Raw genomic sequence first — 16,842 nt, 5'->3', positions numbered from 1 at the left:
CGCTACAATCTGCGCCGCGCCGGTCGTGAACCGGCGAACCCGGAACACGACGACGTGAAGGACCAATCATGCGGATGAAAATGGCGATGCGTGCGTGCATCGCGATGCTGGCGATCGGCGCGAGCCTGGGCGCGAACGGCGCGCAGGCAAAGAGCACGGTGGATTGCGGGAAGCTCGACGCGGCCACGAGCGGCCCGGACGACAACTTCCGGCCGCCGGCGTTCGGCACGGTCATCGGCGCGGGGCGCGCGTATTTCTACTCGGCGCCCGATGCGCAATGCGTGACGAAGCGGACCTTCATCGTTCCCGGCGATTCGGTGACCGTCTACAAGTCGCACGGGCGCTGGTACAACATCATGTACGTGAACGGCAAGACCGGCGACGACTTCGAGGGCTGGGTCGAGCAGGGCCGCGTTCACCTCGGCGGTCAATACGGCGCGCAGTAGTCGCCGGCCGCATGCGCAGGCGGCGGCGCTCCTACGCCGACGCCCACGCGAAATCGCGCTGCAGGCTCTCCGCGCGCAGCGGCCGCTGATACAGGTAGCCCTGCGCATACTGGATCCCGACCGCATGCAGCGCGCGATGCTGCGTTTCCGTCTCCACGCCTTCCGCGATGATCTTCAGGTCGTAGTGATGCGCGACGGCGGCGATCCCCTCGATGAGTCCTGCACCGCCGTCGTTCAGCTGCGTGACGAACTGCCGATCGATCTTCACGTAGTCGAACGGAAAGCGCGACAGCATGTCGAGATTGCTGTGATGCGTGCCGAAATCGTCGATCGCGAACTTCGCGCCCTTCGAGCGCAGCGCCTGGAAGATCTCGGTGGTGCGCGCGTTCTTCTCGAGCAGGATGCGCTCGGTGATCTCGAGCACCAGCGTAAAGCCGGGCGGCAGCGCGTGGATCGCTTCCTCGACGATGGACACGAACCGCACGCGCTCGAGATCCTTCGGCGCAACGTTCACGGCGATGCGCAGCGGCACGGACGGCGTCAGCGCGGTCAGTTCGGACACGGCCGTGCGCAGCACGAATTCGGTGATCTTCGGCAGTACCGTGCTCGATTCCACCTGCGGGATGAATACGGCCGGGCTGATGGCCCCCCACTTCGGATGATGCCAGCGCAGCAGCGCCTCGACGCCGACCGTCCTGCGCGTCTGCACATCGACGATCGGCTGGTACACGACATGGAACTCGTTGCGCCTGAGCGCCTGGCGCACGGCCTTCAGCAACAACCGCCGCGGGGCCATCGCCAGCAGGTAGGCGGCCATCACGAGGCCATCCGCCAGCAGCACGATCGTTGCGCAGATGAACCGGTAGTGGCGCTCGACCTGTGACGCGTAGTTCGCCGATGCGGCGACCGTTACCGTGAACGGCCAGCGGCGTGACGCGATCGTGCTGCCGTCCGCGGGCGCCGCATCCGCTTCCGGCGCGAACTTGCCGTGCTGGTCGAGACGGCCCGCGCCGGCGATCGACAGCGTGGCGACGGTCGCGCCGTCGCCGTCGCCGTGCGCGAGCGCGTCGGCCACGTAGTCGCCCTCGATCAGATACAGGACGCCCGCGCCGTGCGCGGTGGACCGGAACACGGACAGCACCGGAATGCCGTGCTGAAACGGCGTCTGGCGCAGCAGCGTGACGACCATCGATCCCGGTTTGGGCTCGCGCGCGTACGCATCGAGCGGCAGGTCGATCGCACCGAGCGCCGACGAGCACGTGACGCGGCCGTCGTTGACCAGCGCGACCGCGCGCAGGTAGCGCAGGCGAGTGCTCACTTCGGCCAGTGTCCGGAACACCGTCGGGCAGGGCCGCCCGACCAGCGCGGTCAGTTCGTCCGCGTGCCGGAGGCGCACGCCGTCCAGGATGCGGTCGACGGAAGCCACGATGTCGTTCGCGACGACGCGCTCATGCGTGGTGACGGCCTCGCGCGCGTAGCGATCGGCAAGCGCGATCGCGAATGCGGGCACGAGCACGCAAACGATGACGGCGATGAACAGGACAACACGCGGCCACGCGCCGCTGCGCTGGAAAACTGGCTTCGAGCCTGGCGTGAGCGCCGACATTCCCGCGATTGCCTTTGGTGTTGTACGCATGGCGTGGCAAGTCGAACCGGTCGACGCGGAAACGGCGCGCATGCCGCATGCCTGGTTTGGGCCGTGCGGCTCGCGCGCCGGATTCGGGACGCCGGTCGATCCGGCCGTCGCGACGGGCATGGACGCAGCCTGTGCGCGATCGGCCATTCATCTGGCAGCATTCCTCAATAACATGCCTCCACCAAGCATGTATTTCGGCGCAGCGTACCGAAAAGAGCCCCGGCCGCACGAGGGTGCAGCCGGGACAAAAGACACCGTCTCTTGGCACGAGGATGGTGCGCGGCAAGTATAAGATGCGGCGCGATATTACGAAATATTGTTGTCTAAAAAATGGTGAAGTTTTGTGATTGTGTCGCAAAAAGAAACATTTCCCCGAGGCGCCGTTTTCGGTGCGCAGCCGCCAGCGCGCTCGCGTCGCGCGGGACGCCGCGTTACGACGCGATCAGCGGTGGCGTGCTGTCGAAAGGAGAACGACAGGAATGGCGGGGGCTGCTGGAGCGCATCGCCGATCCGGCGATGCGGGCCGGCATCGTCGGCACGTTCATCGAGGCGCCGAAGCGGCCTGACGTGGGATGAGGGACGTGGTGGCGGCGCGTGGCGCCGGCCGCGATTCAGAAATCGTTGCGCATCTTGTGCAGCAGGTCGCCGGCCGACTGGTGCGTGTCCACCGCGGTGAGGACGTCGGTCACGAACCACGGCAGGTTCAGTTGCGTATCGGAATCGCCGACGCATACGCGGATCGGCGGCGCCGTCGACGGCGAGCGGGCGTTCTGCGCGGCATCCCGCGACGGCACGCAATTCTTCGCATGGGCCTGGGCGGGACCGGGCGCGGCGGCACCGGAGAGTGCACCGGCGGTGGCCGGCACGCTGGCGGCGGCAAGCAGGGTCAGGACAACGACGGCGGCAACGTGTTTCATGAGGATTCTCCGGCGATGCCCGTTCGACCGTGCGGGCGGCGGCGAGTTCGTCGGTGGCGCGATCGCGTTGCCGGTTCGTCCGCTCAGCCGCGCGCGACGCTGGCCGCCCGCGCCGGCTGCCGGCTGCGCCACTGCTGCGGCGATTCCCCGGTCCAGCGCCGGAACGCGCGCGTAAATGCGCTGTGCTCCGAATAGCCGAGCAGCCAGGCGACTTCCGCAAGCGTCAGCCGCGGATCGTTCAGGTGGTCGATCGCGAGCCGCCGCCGCGTGTCCTCGCGCAGGATCCGGTAGTTCAGCCCGAGTTCGGCCAGCCGGCGATGCAGCGTGCGCGACGACACGTGCAGTTCCGACGCGATCTGCTCGATGCTCGCCTCGCCCTGCGTCAGCAGGCGCGCGACGGCTTCGCGCACCGACTGTTCGAGATCGTCCGTCTGTCGCAACTCGGCGAGCAGCGCACCCGCCTGGCGCTCCATCATCTGCCGCAGCGCGTCGTCCGGCTGTTGCAGCGGCTGCGTGAGCAGGTGCAGCGGGAACGCGAGCCGGTTCACCGGCTGGCCGAAGCGTACCGGGCAGCCGAAGTAGTCGAGGTACGGCCGTTCGTCGCCGGGCGACGGGTGGACGAAGCAGACTTCGTCGGGCCCGTTGCGTGTGCCGGTGATGTTGCGCGCGAACTGCACGACGGCGGTCAGCGCGACTTCGTCGACGAGCGGGCCGAGCGGTTCGGGCGCATCGTGCCATTCGATCGCGACCGACGCCGCCTCGATGCGCACTTCCATGCGCGCGACGTTCGCGATCAGGTGTTCGTACTGCTGCCAGCGCGCGAGCGCGGTACCGGCGTCGCGGCACGCATGCAGCGCATAGCCGAGCGCGCCGAGATGCGCGGGCGTGATCCGCTGGCCGACGTGCAGGCCGAGCAGCGGATCGTCGAGCGCGTGGACCGCGCGTTCGAGCAGGCCTCGCCAGTGCGCGCTCGCATAGAGCGTCAGCCCGCGGTCGTCCTCGGGCGGCCGCGCCTCGCCGAGCACGCGTGCCGCATCCTTGCCTTGCTCGGACAGGTAGTCGAACAGCAGCCGCACATAGGTGCTCGAGTAGTAGACGCGCTGGGTCGAGAGCGGGGAGGCGGCGGGCATGGCGGAAAGTGTCAAGTAATCGTCGGCAAGTGTCAACGCGGGACGACCCGTGCGCGACCATACTGCCCGGCAGTTCCCGATCGAGGCTGTCGACATGCCGACCGAGTTGATGACGTGGCTCCATGCGTTCCTGGGTAACGACGTGGACTGGAAGCAGGTGCTGCTGATCGGCATGACGCCGGTGTTCCTGATCGCGTTCGCGATCGAATATGCGGTGATGACCCGGCGCGGCCGCCGAGAGCCGTTTCGCTGGCGGGAGATCATCGCGAACCTGTCGCTCGGCGCCGGCTACCAGGTGGCCGAGACCGTGATGGGGCTGCTGTTTACCGGCGCGATCTTCACGTGGGTCTATCGGCACCGGCTGTTCGACGTGCCCGTGAACGGCCTCACGATCGTGCCGATCTTCATCGTCGTCGAGTTCTGCTATTACTGGTTTCATCGCACGTCGCACCGCGTGCGCTGGTTCTGGTCCGCGCACGTGCCGCATCACAGCGGCGAAGTGATGAACTTCACGACGGCAATGCGGCAGTCGCTGCTGAACGCGTTCGTCGGCGTGTTCGTGTTCTACCTGCCGCCGGTGTGGCTCGGCATTCCGCCCGCCGTCGTGCTGTTCCTGCTCGCCGTCGATCTCGTGTACCAGTACTTCGTGCATACCGAAGCGATCGGGCGGCTGCCGCGCTGGTTCGAGTACGTGTTCGACACGCCGTCGAATCATCGCGCGCATCACGGCCGCAATCCACGCTATATCGACAGGAATTACGGCGGCGTGCTGATCATCTTCGACCGGATGTTCGGCACCTATGTCGAGGAAACGGAGCGGGTCGACTACGGGATCACGCAGCAGATTCTTTCGTACAACTTCCTGGTGCTGAACGTGCATGAATTCGTCGACATGTGGCGCGACGTATTTGCGCCCGGGCCGGTGCTGCAGCGGTTGAAGCATCTGTGGATGCCGCCCGAGTGGGAGCGGCCAGGGCATCGGCCGATCCATACGTGGAGCGTCGAGCGAAAAGGGGAGGACGAGGTGGGCGCGACGGTATCGCGAGCCGTGCCTGCGGAAGAGGCGGCGGCATCCGGGCGCAAGATCGTACAAGCCACCCGGACGCACTCCGGCTAACCTGCCCGTTTTCCTCAGCGGCAGGCAGGGCGGGCGATGACGAAGAAAGTTTTCTGGGACGATCCGTACCGGACCACGCTGGATACCGTTGTCACGCACGTCGACGGCGATCGCGTGCAGGTGGTCGCGACCATTTTCTTCGCGTTCTCGGGCGGCCAGGAAAGCGACGCGGGGCGGCTGGGCGACTATCCGGTCGTCCGGGCCGACAAGCAGGGCCTCGACATCGTCTACACGCTTGCGCACGACCATGCGCTGCGCGTCGGCGATCATGTGACCTGGCATATCGACTGGGCGCGGCGGTATCGGCTGATGCGGCTGCACTTCGCGGCCGAAATGGTGTTGCAACTCGTCTATCGGCTCCGGCCCGGCATCGAGCGCATCGGTGCGCATATCGCGCAGGACAAGGCGCGTATCGACTTCGCGAGCGAGACGAGCCTGTCGCCGCTGTTTCCCGAGATCGAATCGGCCGCGGCCGACCTGTCGAAGCGCGACCTGCGCATCGTCACCGATTTCAGCGACGTCGCTGCGCAGCGCCGGTTCTGGACGGTCGACGGCTTTGCGACGATGGCGTGCGGCGGCACGCATCCGGCGACGACCGGCGAGATCGGCATGCTGACGCTCAAGCGGAAGAACACCGGGAAGGGCAAGGAGCGGATCGAGGTGATGCTGCTCGATCCGCAGGTGACGAACGGGCATTCGGCGATGCGGCTCGCGTGAGCCGCGCCGCGTCACCGTCGCATCACTGATACCCGTAGCACTGCTTCAACCCCGCGTAGTCGTAGAAGTGGCTGCCGGACGCGATCTTCGCGCCGTCGCACGCGGCCTGGAAATCCGTCTCGCGCTCGTTGTACAGCATCTTCACGATGAGCCGCGACCCGTTGCGATAGACATCCCACTGCATGTTCGCGGCCATCGGCGACACCTGGTCGCCGCGCCACGGGTTGTTCGCATACGCGTACGTCTGCGCCTGCGGCGTCGGCACGAACACGTTCTTCAGGTTCATGATCGACGCGAACGGGATCACGATCTCCGCATGCGTGAAGCGCAGCTTCGCGGCACGCGTGAGGTCGCCGCGCGCGATCGCGTCGACTTCGCCGAAGAAATCGTCCTGCAGTACTTTCGCCATCCGGTACGTGACGGGGTTCGCTTCCCGGATGCCGGGGCCCTTCTGGTAGTAATCCTCGGCATCCTGCAGATACGCGAGATACTGCGCCTGCTCCGCGCCGATGTATTTCTCCATCGTGACGCCGCCGGTCTCCGCCATCATCGCGGGTGCGACCTGCAGCAGGTTGTACAGCACGTTGACCGCGTCGACGGCCGTCGCGATCTTCGTCTTGCCGTCGCCCTTCAGCGTGTTGGTGAACTTGCCGTCCGCCGACGTGAATGCGTAGGTCCCCGTGTTCGAGAATGTGTAGCCGTCGGTGCCGAGCTTCGCGATGAATGCAGGCGACACGAGCGCGGACAGCACCGCTTGCGAGACGTCGGCCGCTTGCGGCGCCGCCTTGATCGCGTTGAGCTTCGCGGCGACCGTCGCGTCGTTCGCATACGCCTGGTACGTCTGGCTCGCCTGATAGGTCGCGTAGTACGGATCGCTCGTATCGGTCACGAGATCGGTGGCCGGCTTCAGCGAGTGGAAGTACAGCAGGAAGCGGTTGGTGCCGGCCGGCTGCGCAACCGGCGCGTTGGCCGGATAGCCTGACGGCGCGGCCGGCAGCGTGATCGCCGGCGCGAGTGCTGGCTTTGCGGCCACGAGGGCCGCCGAGAAATACGTCGAACTGTCGACCGCGCGATCCTGGCCCGAGTTGACGACGACAACCTGCCGGTTGCCTGCCGCGAACAGCGCGGGCAGCCGCTGCGCGAGACGCGTGGCGAGTTGCTGGTGCTCGCGGATGCCCGTTTGCGTGAGGTTGCCGTACCCGGGTGTCGAAATGCCCTGCACGCCATAACCGAGCAGCGCATTGGCCTTCATCATCGCGTACGTGTCGGCCTTGAGCTGCGTGCCGAGTGCGGTCAGCGCGCCGTCGGCCTCGGCCTTGAGCAGCATCGCGTAGATCGCGCCGTCGTACTTGAAGCCCGACAGCCCGCGCGAGCCGTGGCGCGCGACGAGCTCGGTATAGACGGGCGCATAGCCGGCAGGCGGTGCTTCGTACGTCGCGGCGTCCTGCTGCGGGCGGTACGGCGTCTTCGTCTGGTAGTAGGTCGCGGGCGTCGGTGTCGGCGTGGGCTGGGGTTGCGGCTGCGGTGCGGGCGTCGTGCCGCTGTTGTCGGCCGACGAGGCGGGCGGCGTCGAGTCTTCTCCGCCGCAAGCGGCGAGCAGCAGGCAGGCAATCGTGAGGGCGGTGGCGGTGCGGGTCGGGCGTGTCATCGTGGCGTGCAACGGACGGGACGATGCGGCTTCGCGTCGTCCCGTCTCCGGGAGAGTTGGGTCAAGCCCGGAAGTGTTGCAAGCGACTTTGACAGCAGAATGTCAGGATGCGGTCGGGCAATCGTCGGATTGCCGCCGGATCAGGCTGGCCGGCCGTGGCCGGCCCGTGTGCCGGCGTTCAGTGCAGGCCGGCCGATGCGATCGAGCGCACCGTATCGGTGATGTTCACGCAGCGCGACAGCCCGAAATGCTCGGCTTCACGGCGTTCCGGCTCGCTGCTCGCGATCGCGACCACACGCTCGGGCGGCACGCCGAGTGCCTGCAGTGCAACGTCGAACGGATGCTGGTTTGATCTGGAGTCCTGCTGATTTGCGTCCGTGACGACGACCGAGAAGCGGTCGAGGCTCGCGCGGCCGAACTGGCCTTCGAACATGTCGCTGAGCCGTGCGGCCGGCAGCGTCGTGACGAGACCGAGCCGGTATCCTTCTTCCGATGCACGGTCGAGCCACTGGATGATCGCGTCGCGCTGATGGCGCGATTCGCGCGAATCCGGTGTTGCTTCGATCTGCGCGAATGCTGCGTCGAGACGGGTGACGATGGCTTCGATAACCACGGTGATTCCTCTTCAGAGACGTGATGATCCGTTCGCCGACGGGAATGCCACACACCTTAGCGTCGATCCGGAAAATGCGACCAATTAATATTTTTATCCGACTCATACGATTTGGCTAATGAATCGGGTCGCAAGCCAGAGCGGGCGCGGGATACGTGTCTCGCGGTGTTTTCCGCGCGAATCGTGTCGCATCGACGGCCTTCGATGTGATGCACCAGCGTGGCGCACGTTCTGAATGAATCACGCATATGCATATAAAAAAACGGCATATCGAGCGATGGTCGCCCGACATGCCGTCCTGCGATGCCGCGTGCGAACAGGCGCGATCAGTGCAGCTTGATCGACGGCTGGTTGCGGCTTTGCAGCCAGTGGCTCAGCGACTGGAACAGCGCACCCTTCACACCGACCACGCTGAACAGGTGCTTGCGGTACAGGAACTTGTACAGCCCGATCGCCGCAAGCCCGTCGACGATCAGCGAGCGCGAGCGCACGCTGATGTCGGCCTGGTACACGGCGCCCGCCTGCCCGAGCGACACGACGGTGCCCGCATCGCGGAACGTGAAACCGGCCACCGGCTTGCCGGCGACGCGGCGCGCGAACGCGTTGACCAGATACACGGCCTGCTGGTGCGCGACCTGCGCGCGCGGCGGCAGGAACCCGCTTGCACCGGACGACGGGCACGCGGCACAGTCGCCGAATGCATACACGTGCGGATCGTCGGGCGTCTGCAGCGTGTCGGTCACGATCACCTGGTTCGAGCGGTTGAGCGCGATGTCGCCGATGTCCCGCAGGATCGCGGGGCCGGCGACGCCGGCGGCCCAGATCGTGATGTCGCTCGCGAGCCGTTCGCCCGTCGCGGTCGTCACGGCGTCCGCGCCGACTTCCGCCACGCGCGTATCGGTCAGCACGTCGACGTTCAGCGCGCGAAGCTGCGCGTGCATCTTGCCGGACAGCCGTGCGTCGAGCGCCGGCAGGATGCGCGGGCCGCCTTCGATCAGCCGGATGTGCACGTCGCGCGCCGACACCAGCGCCTTGAAGCGGTACGTCGTCAGTTGCTGGACCGCGTGGCGCAGCGCGGCGGCCAGCTCCACGCCCGTCGCGCCCGCGCCGATCACGTTGATGCAGATCGGCGCCGCGCGCCGCGCGGGCTGCTGCTCGGCGACGTGATTCGCCTTCGTGCAGGCCGCGAGGAACTTGCGGCGGAAATCTTCGGCCTGGTCGAGGTTTTCGAGCGGCAGCGCATGACGCGCGGCACCCGGCACGTTGAAGAAATTCGTCACGCTGCCGACCGCCAGCACGAGATCGTCGTAGCCGAGCTCGCGCTGCGGCAGGATTTCCGTGCCGTCCGCGTCCAGCACGGCCGCGATCGTCGCCGTGCGTGCCGTGCGGTCGACCCGCTGCAGCGCGCCCTGCACGAAGCGGAAGCCGTGGCCCTTCGCCTGCGCCGCGTATTCGATCGTGTGCGAGGCCGGATCGCGATGGCCCGATGCGGCTTCGTGCAGCAGCGGCTTCCAGAAGTGCGTCGGATAGCGATCGACGAGCACGACTTCGGCCTGCCCGCGGCGTCCGACCGTATCGCCGAGACGCGTGGCGAGCTGCAGGCCGCCGGCGCCGCCGCCGACGATCACGATGCGCGGCAGGCGCGGTGCGCGGTCCGTTGCAAGGTTGGGCGTGGTGTTGTCCATGTTGGGCTCCCGCTGATGACGATTCGGATGACATTGCTCAAGAACCGACGATATAGTTTGGAACCCACTCGAACAATTTAATGTTTATAAGCGACTCATATGTATTCACTTATAGGAAAGACCGCGACGTTCCGGCAGCTGAAGGCGCTGGACATGATTGCGCGGCTCGGCAGCGTGTCGCGCGCGGCCGAGGAACTGAACCTGACGCAGCCGGCCGTGTCGCTGCAGGTTCGCCTGCTCGAGGAAGCCGTGGGCGCCGCGTTGCTGCAGCGGGTGGGGCGCGGCGTGCAGCTGACCGCGGCCGGCGAGATCGTGGCGCGCTACGCGCGCGAGATCCTGCATCTGTGGAGCGAGGCCGGCGACGAAGTGGCCGCGCTGACGGGCGATCTCGGCGGCACGCTGCGGATCGGCGCGATCACGACGGCCGAATACCTGATCCCGCCGCTGCTCGTCAAGTTCACCGCGACGCGTCCGCACGTGAAGACATATTTCAAGGTCGGCAACCGCGACGACATCATCCGCATGCTCGCGACGCATGAAATCGATCTCGCGGTGATGGGCAGCGCGCCGAAGGAGCTGCGCACGCATGCGGTCGAATTCGCGAAGCATCCGATGGTGTTCGTCGCGGCGCCCGGCCATCCGCTGATGCAGCGCAAGCGCGTCGCGCTGAAGGATCTCGAATCCGCGCACCTGCTCGTGCGCGAACGCGGCGCCGGCACGCGCTCGACCGTCGAGAGCCTGTTCAAGAACGCCGGCTACCGGTTCCATGTGGGCTCCGAACTGTCGAGCAACGAGGCGATCAAGCAGATGGCCGAAGCGGGGCTCGGCATCGCGTTCCTGTCGTTGCATGCGTGTGCGCTCGAATTGCGCACGGGCCTGCTCGGGCAACTACCGTTTCCCGGCAACCCGATCGAGCGCGAATGGTATGTGGTCACGCTCGCCGACCGGCGGATTTCTCAGGTGACGGGGCTGTTCCGCGACTTCCTGATCAAGGAGGGCGCGCCGGTGATCGACGGCGCGACGGTGGCGCCGCACGAGCGGCGGCGCAAGTAGGCGGATGCGCCGACCGGCCGGTCAGACGAGCCCGAAGTCGTCGTTGCTGTCGGGAATCGACGCGAGCAACCGTTCGAGCCGGTACCAGCCGACGAGGCGCAGGCACCACGTGGCGAACACGCGACGGCGGGTGAGGGGGGCGGACGCAGGACGGGCGGCGCCGGAAGGCGAGGGCGCGATGAACGACGCGCGCAGCGGGCAGAAATGGGGCATGACGGGCTCCGTAGGTGTCGGATGGAGCGATCGTAGGCGTCACGGCGCCCGCCGGCGCGCACGCAAGGATCGTTTCGAGCAGAAACGGATGATCTTTTCATGCTCGACGCCGGGGCGGCCGCGCAGGCCCGGCACGCCGGCTCGAAACGCGTCACAATGCGCGTTCGGCACCCGATCTGGTGGAGACAAGCGATGAGCGATCCGATTCTTGCCGCGCCGACGGACAACGGCGTCCCGGTCAGCCTGCGCTCCAGCCGCGGGCTGGGCTGGCAGGGCTTTGGCGCGGCGCTGCTGGAAATCCGCGCGGGTACGTACCGGATTCCGGCCGCCGAGCATCACCGGATCGGCGTGCATATCGGTTCGCCGGTTCGTGCGGATTGCGTGTGCGACGGCGAGCGCGTGTCGCGCATCCAGGCGCACGGCGACGTCGACGTGATTCCGGCCGGCCTGCCCGGCCAGTGGACCGACAGCGCCGACTGCCGGATCCTGCACATCGCGCTCAGCGACACGTTCGTGCGGCGCACCGTCGAGCAGCTCGAACTGAAGCCGTCGCAGGCGCAGATCCGCCGCCGGCTGCAGGTGCGCGACCCGCGGCTGCAGCACATCGCATGGGCGATGGCCGCCGAGCTCGAAGCGGAAGACGCGTCGGATCCGCTCTATGCGGAAAGCCTGTGCACGGCGCTCGTCGCGCGGCTGGTCGACGGTCAGCCCGCGTTCCGCGAACGCCGGCGCACGCTTGCGCCGAAGGCGGCGGCGCGCGTGATCGACTACGTGGAAGCGAATCTCGAACGACGCATGACGCTGGCCGAACTCGCGGCGCTCGTGTCGATCAGCGTGCCGCATTTCAAGGTGCTGTTCCGCGAGACGCTCGGGATGCCCGTGCACCAGTACGTCGTGCGGCGCCGGGTGGAGCGTGCGAAGGCGCTGTTGCTCGAAGGCCGGCTCAGCATCAGCCAGATCGCGCTGGAAGCCGGGTTTGCGCACCAGAGCCACATGGCGAACTGGATGAACCGCGTACTCGGTGCGACGCCGACGGAAATTGCGCGGTCGGGCGCGCGGGGCGGGTTGCGGCTTGCTTATGATGGCGAGGACGGCGACGGGCCTTCGCGTCGGTAGATGCCGGTGGGCGTGCGCGTCGGGCACGCCCTTGCATCCCGTCATCCTTTCCTGTTCGATTCATCCCTCCCTGCGCGCCTTCCCGGCTGCGCATGCCGACAATCACGACACCTTCATCCCCCAGGAGCGAATCGTGTTCGTGATCTTCGGAGCATCAGGCAACGTCGGCCTGTCGACCGTGACGACCTTGCGCAACGCAGGCCATTCCGTGCGCGCGGTGCTGCGCGATGCGCGCCATCGTGACCGTTTCGTGCAACTCGGCTGCGACGTCGCAATCGCGGACCTGACGGACGCCGATGCGATCGCCGCGGCGATCGACGGCGCGCAGGCCGTGCAGATATTGTGCCCGGTACCGGCCGCCGACCCCGATCCGGCCGCGACGATGACGCGGACGATCGATGTGGCGACCGCCGCGCTGGCCGCGAACCCGCCGCCGGTGCTGCTCGCGCTGTCCGACTATGGCGCCGAGCTTGACGGCAATACGGGCATCACGCGCCTGTTTCATCATTTCGAGGAACGGCTGAAGGCGATCCCGACGCAACTGACGCTGTTGCGGTCGGCCGAGCATCTGCAGAACTGGGCGCGCGTCCTGCCGGTCGCGCTCGGCACCGGCGTGCTGCCGAGCTTCCATCATCCGGTCGGCAAGGTATTTCCGACGGTATGGGCGCCCGATGTGGGCGTCGTCGCGGCGCGGCTGCTGCTCGACGCGCCGGAAGGCGGCAGCGGGCCGCGCATCGTCAGCGTCGAGGGGCCGCGACGGGTGAGCGTGACGGCAATCGCGGATACGCTCGGCGCGGCGGCCGGCCGCGCGATCGTCGCGCACGAGCTGCCGCGCGACACATGGAATGCGACGCTGCTGCGCGCCGGGCTCGGCGAAGGCCATGCGCAGCTGATCGTCGATCTGTACGACGTGCACAACGCCGGGCACATCGACGTCGAGGCGGGCGTGTCGGAGCGGGTTTACGGGACGACGGCGCCGGCGGATGCGCTCGCGCAACTCGTGCGCCAGCACGCGCGCTGATCGACGCGGCAGCGCGTGATGAACTTCAAGCGGGTCGCCGCACCTTGTTCAACACCACATACGCCACCGATCCGATCACGATCCCCCAGAACGCGGATCCGAGCCCGAGCCACGTCATCCCCGATGCGGTCGCGAGGAACGTGATCACCGATGCTTCGCGATGGTTCTCGTCCTCGAAGATCCCGTGCACGTTCGCGCTGATCGCACCGATCAGCGCGAGCCCCGCGAGAATCGCGACGAACGCCTTCGGCAGTGCGAAGAACAGCGTGACGATCGTGCCCGCGAACAGCCCGCCGAGCAGGTAGAACGTACCGTTCGCGAGCCCGGCGATGTAGCGCCGGTCCGGATCTTCATGCGCGTCCTTGCCGGTGCAGAGCGCCGCGGTGATTGCCGCGACGACGATCGTGATCCCGCCGAAGCACGCGACGACGAGCGACATCACGCTGGTCGCGGTGATGATCGGGCGCGCCGGCGTGTGATAGCCCGACACGCGCAGGATCGTCATGCCCGGCAGGAACTGGCCGGTGAGGCTGACGACGACGAGCGGCAGCGCGAGGCTGAGCGTCGTGCCGAGCGTCCATTCGGGTGCGATGAAGACCGGCCGCGCGAGGCTCGGCGACACGTTGCCGAGATGCGTCATCCCGAGCAGCGTCGCGAGCGCGGCGCCCGTCAGCAGCACGAGCACGATGCTGTAGCGCGGCAGCAGGCGCCTGAAGATCACGTAGGCCGCGATCATTCCGAATGCGAGCACGGGCTGGTCCGACGCGGCGGAGAACGCATGCATGCCGAACGGCAGCAGGATGCCGGCCATCATCCCGCACGCGATGCCGCGCGGAATGTGGCGCACGAGCCGGTCGAAATAGCCGGTGACGCCGATCACGAGAATGATCAGTGCCGCCGTGATGTACGCGCCGACGGCCTGGTTGAGCGTCAGTTGCGGAAACAGGCCGACGAGCAGCGCGGTGCCGGGCGCCGACCATGCGGTGATGACGGGCACCTTCAGTTTCCAGCTGGCGAACAGGCCTGATACGCCCGCGCCGATCGAGATCGCCCAGACCCACGACGACACCATTTCGTTGGATACGTGTGCGGCTTGCGACGCCTGGAAGAAGATCGCGAGCGGGCCCGCGTAGGAAATCAGGACTGCCAGAAAGCCTGCGGTGATCGCGGAAACGGACCAGTCGTTGCCGATCGTGCGGGTCGCGCCGGGCGGGGTGTTCGGTTGCATCATCGTCGGGGAATACGGCGCGCGGCCGTGAAGCGGAACCGGGGCGAATGGTTGTTGGAAGCCCCGGATGAGCCGCCATTCTGGACATTGCCGGCGCAATTGGCAATTCGCCGACGATGATTGGCGATGTCGGCATTTCGTAAGGATTCTCGCGGGCGCAGGTGCGGACGGATCGAAGCCCCCCGCCGAACGTCACGTGCTGATCTGCAGCACCTGGTCGACCACGGCCACCTTGATGCCGCTCCCCGTCGACAGCGACGCCGTGCCTTCGTCGAACGGATGCACGGGCGTATCGGTCGGCGTCCACGCATGGCGTGCAAGCAACTCGCGATATCCGCCGCGGATCACGAAGCCGCCGCATTTCTCCGCATACGCGTCGCGCCGCATCCGGTATGCACGGGGCAGGTCGTACCACGGCAGCTTCGGCAGGTCGTGATGAACGAGGTGGTAATTGTTGTTCAGGTACAGCAGCCGCATCGCGAAGCCGGCTTCGTTGATCGTGATGCGCGCCTTCGGATGCCGTGCGGCGCGGTGCTCGTACAGCGAGCGGATCATCGCGAGCGACAGCGCCGGCCACGTGACGACGAGCAGGTACCACCACCACGGCACGCCGATCGCCCATTGCAGCCACGCGAGCAGCGCGGCCACGCAGGCGATGTGCGTCACCCACATCGGCAGATAGCGGAAGTCGCCGCGCCGGAACGCGGCGACCGCATCGGCGACCGTCGCCGCGACGGAGAGCGGCGGCCCGACGACGATTCGTCCGACGAAAGTCTTGCGCGCGACCGTCAGCGCGCGGCGCCAGCGCGGCAGCCGCGCCCAGCGTTCGCGCGTCACGTAGTTCGTTTCGGGATCGACGCCCGGCACGGTCAGGTCTTCGTCGCGATGATGGTCGAGGTGCGTGTCGCGATACAGCGTGAACGGATACCAGACCGTCAGCGGCGGGTAGCCGAGCAGCTTGTTCACGAGGGCGTAACGCGTCGGATGGCCGTGCAGCAGCTCGTGCTGCAGCGACATATGCCACGCGCCGAGCAGGATCAACGGCGGCGTCGCGGCCGCGAGCGACAGGTGCCCGTCGCGTACGAGCAGCAGCACGGCCAGCCAGCCGCCGTAGATGACGACGACCAGCAGCCAGGTCGGCCACTCGGTGCGGGCGGTGAAGCGGGCGTCGAGCGCGGCAATCGCCCGCGCGTGATCGACGTCGAAGTATTCGGCCATGGCGTTGAGGCGGATGGATCGGGCAGTGCGGGTAACGAGCGGTAGAACCGGTGCGCTCGGTCCGGGTGCGCAGGTGTCTCGCGGATCACGGTCGGCCTGCCCGGCATCGCGCATGGTGGCGGCGCCGGCAGGCATTCGAACGGTACCGGGGCGGGGCGGCGAGGCCAACCAATCGATTCGTATTTGCTTATCGCCGTGCGGCCGATAAGCTTCCGGGCCGCCGCCGATGCGTAGAATGCCCGCATGAACCCATGGATCGCAGTACTGCCGATGTACAACGTGACACCGCGCCACGCCGCCCTGTGGCGCGCGCTGCTGCGCGACGCGCTCGATGCGTTCGCGAATGCGGGCGGCCCTGCCGACGTCGCGTTGCCCGACGCACCGTTCGACGATCTGCATGCGCTGTGGCGGCGCGACGATCTGCTGCTGTCGCAGACCTGCGGCTACCCGTACCGGATGCTCGGTTTGCGCGACGTCGTGCGGTTGATCGCGACCCCGTCTTTCGACGCGGACGGTTGTGACGGTGCGCGCTACCGCAGCGTGCTGGTCGTGTCGGCGCGCGTGCATGCGGGCGGTGCGACGACGCTCGCCGCATGCCGCGGGCTGCGTGCCGCCTTCAACGGAGAGGATTCGCACAGCGGAATGAATGCGCTTCGGCACGCGGTCGCACCGCATGCGCACGACGGGCGCTTCTTCGGATCGGTCACGCCGTTCGGGTCGCACCTGAACGTGCTGCGTGCGCTGGCGTCAGGCGAAGCCGATTGCGCGGCGATCGACTGCGTGACGTTTGCCTATGTGCGCGACGCGCTGCCCGATCTGCTGAAGGACATCCGGATCATCGGCACGACGGCCGCCGCGCCGGGATTGCCGTTCATTGCGTCGCGGGCGCTGACGGATACGCAGGTCGCCGCGTTGCGGGACGCGCTCGATCGCGCGGTCGCCGCCGATGCGGAGCGGGCGTGCGTGCTGAGGCTGAAGGGATTCGAACGGCTGTCGCCGGCCGACTACGACACGATTGCACGGTTCGCGCAGGACGCGGCCGCGCACGGCTATCCCGAACTCGCCTGAGGCGAGCGGCGGCGCG

General features: G+C 67.4%; 18 protein-coding genes. 9 read left to right on the top strand and 9 right to left on the bottom strand.

Translation table 11 applies throughout. From position 1 onward, the window contains the following. The first annotated feature begins 74 nt into the window (after positions 1-74). Entirely contained in the window at positions 75-446 is a 372-nt protein-coding gene (locus AC5LXK_RS30890; RefSeq protein WP_493394091.1) for an SH3 domain-containing protein, read from the top strand. A 31-nt stretch (positions 447-477) separates the two neighbouring features. Here the strand turns inward: AC5LXK_RS30890 and AC5LXK_RS30885 are convergent, their stop codons facing one another. After that, positions 478-2,082: an EAL domain-containing protein gene (locus AC5LXK_RS30885; RefSeq protein WP_493392437.1), complete on the bottom strand. Its 1,605-nt coding sequence runs from the start codon at positions 2,080-2,082 to the stop codon at positions 478-480. Here AC5LXK_RS30885 and AC5LXK_RS30880 point away from each other — a divergent pair. Together AC5LXK_RS30880 and AC5LXK_RS30875 are read left to right on the top strand one after the other, a co-directional pair. Continuing rightward, positions 1,970-2,374, top strand: coding sequence for a hypothetical protein (locus AC5LXK_RS30880; protein ID WP_493394102.1), 405 nt, complete (start codon positions 1,970-1,972; stop codon positions 2,372-2,374). The two genes, AC5LXK_RS30885 and AC5LXK_RS30880, sit on opposite strands and share 113 nt — an antisense overlap. Before the next feature lie 161 nt (positions 2,375-2,535). Beyond that, on the top strand, positions 2,536-2,658 hold the full coding sequence (locus AC5LXK_RS30875) for a hypothetical protein (RefSeq protein WP_493392435.1): 123 nt from the start codon (positions 2,536-2,538) through the stop codon (positions 2,656-2,658). 35 nt (positions 2,659-2,693) lie between these two features. Here AC5LXK_RS30875 and AC5LXK_RS30870 read toward each other — a convergent pair whose 3' ends face one another. Then, positions 2,694-2,999 carry a hypothetical protein gene (locus AC5LXK_RS30870; protein ID WP_493392433.1) on the bottom strand — a complete coding sequence of 102 codons (306 nt, stop codon included), beginning with the start codon at positions 2,997-2,999 and terminating at the stop codon, positions 2,694-2,696. A gap of 83 nt (positions 3,000-3,082) precedes the next feature. Continuing rightward, positions 3,083-4,129 (bottom strand): AraC family transcriptional regulator, encoded by a 1,047-nt coding sequence (locus AC5LXK_RS30865; RefSeq protein ID WP_493392431.1) that lies wholly within the window; start codon positions 4,127-4,129, stop codon positions 3,083-3,085. Positions 4,130-4,223: 94 nt separating this feature from the next. Between AC5LXK_RS30865 and AC5LXK_RS30860 the strand changes: the two genes are divergently transcribed. Both AC5LXK_RS30860 and AC5LXK_RS30855 read left to right on the top strand, forming a co-directional pair. Beyond that, complete coding sequence (locus AC5LXK_RS30860) at positions 4,224-5,246, top strand: sterol desaturase family protein (protein WP_493394090.1); 1,023 nt, start codon at positions 4,224-4,226, stop codon at positions 5,244-5,246. Between the two features lie 36 nt (positions 5,247-5,282). After that, the gene (locus AC5LXK_RS30855) at positions 5,283-5,963 is read left to right on the top strand and encodes an alanyl-tRNA editing protein (protein ID WP_493392430.1); all 681 of its coding nucleotides are present in this window, start codon (positions 5,283-5,285) and stop codon (positions 5,961-5,963) included. Positions 5,964-5,985: 22 nt separating this feature from the next. On the opposite strand, the gene AC5LXK_RS30850 is transcribed toward AC5LXK_RS30855, so the two are convergent. From AC5LXK_RS30850 to AC5LXK_RS30840, 3 genes are all read right to left on the bottom strand, one after another. Continuing rightward, positions 5,986-7,611, bottom strand: a complete 1,626-nt coding sequence (locus AC5LXK_RS30850; RefSeq protein ID WP_493392429.1) for a histidine-type phosphatase — start codon at positions 7,609-7,611, stop codon at positions 5,986-5,988. A gap of 178 nt (positions 7,612-7,789) precedes the next feature. After that, complete coding sequence (locus AC5LXK_RS30845; protein WP_493392428.1) at positions 7,790-8,224, bottom strand: HAD family hydrolase; 435 nt, start codon at positions 8,222-8,224, stop codon at positions 7,790-7,792. A gap of 326 nt (positions 8,225-8,550) precedes the next feature. After that, positions 8,551-9,909, bottom strand: coding sequence for an NAD(P)/FAD-dependent oxidoreductase (locus tag AC5LXK_RS30840; protein ID WP_493392427.1), 1,359 nt, complete (start codon positions 9,907-9,909; stop codon positions 8,551-8,553). A 99-nt stretch (positions 9,910-10,008) separates the two neighbouring features. Between AC5LXK_RS30840 and AC5LXK_RS30835 the strand changes: the two genes are divergently transcribed. Further along, positions 10,009-10,962 carry a LysR family transcriptional regulator gene (locus tag AC5LXK_RS30835; RefSeq protein WP_493392425.1) on the top strand — a complete coding sequence of 318 codons (954 nt, stop codon included), beginning with the start codon at positions 10,009-10,011 and terminating at the stop codon, positions 10,960-10,962. Between the two features lie 21 nt (positions 10,963-10,983). Here AC5LXK_RS30835 and AC5LXK_RS30830 read toward each other — a convergent pair whose 3' ends face one another. Further along, positions 10,984-11,175: a hypothetical protein gene (locus tag AC5LXK_RS30830; protein WP_493392424.1), complete on the bottom strand. Its 192-nt coding sequence runs from the start codon at positions 11,173-11,175 to the stop codon at positions 10,984-10,986. 192 nt (positions 11,176-11,367) lie between these two features. Here AC5LXK_RS30830 and AC5LXK_RS30825 point away from each other — a divergent pair, with 192 nt between their 5' ends. Further along, positions 11,368-12,291, top strand: coding sequence for a helix-turn-helix domain-containing protein (locus tag AC5LXK_RS30825; RefSeq protein ID WP_493392423.1), 924 nt, complete (start codon positions 11,368-11,370; stop codon positions 12,289-12,291). A 133-nt stretch (positions 12,292-12,424) separates the two neighbouring features. Further along, entirely contained in the window at positions 12,425-13,312 is an 888-nt protein-coding gene (locus tag AC5LXK_RS30820; RefSeq protein WP_493392422.1) for an NAD(P)H-binding protein, read from the top strand. A 25-nt stretch (positions 13,313-13,337) separates the two neighbouring features. On the opposite strand, the gene AC5LXK_RS30815 is transcribed toward AC5LXK_RS30820, so the two are convergent. Continuing rightward, positions 13,338-14,540 (bottom strand): benzoate/H(+) symporter BenE family transporter, encoded by a 1,203-nt coding sequence (locus AC5LXK_RS30815; RefSeq protein ID WP_493392420.1) that lies wholly within the window; start codon positions 14,538-14,540, stop codon positions 13,338-13,340. A 192-nt stretch (positions 14,541-14,732) separates the two neighbouring features. Beyond that, on the bottom strand, positions 14,733-15,758 hold the full coding sequence (locus AC5LXK_RS30810; protein ID WP_493392419.1) for a fatty acid desaturase: 1,026 nt from the start codon (positions 15,756-15,758) through the stop codon (positions 14,733-14,735). 243 nt (positions 15,759-16,001) lie between these two features. Here AC5LXK_RS30810 and AC5LXK_RS30805 point away from each other — a divergent pair, with 243 nt between their 5' ends. Next, positions 16,002-16,826 (top strand): phosphate/phosphite/phosphonate ABC transporter substrate-binding protein, encoded by an 825-nt coding sequence (locus AC5LXK_RS30805; RefSeq protein ID WP_493392418.1) that lies wholly within the window; start codon positions 16,002-16,004, stop codon positions 16,824-16,826. Positions 16,827-16,842 lie beyond the last annotated feature (16 nt).

The sequence above is a fragment of the Burkholderia pulmonis genome, from assembly GCF_984667975.1.
The sequence above is the reverse complement of the archived record's forward strand: the minus strand, read 5'-3'. Positions and strand labels throughout refer to the sequence as shown.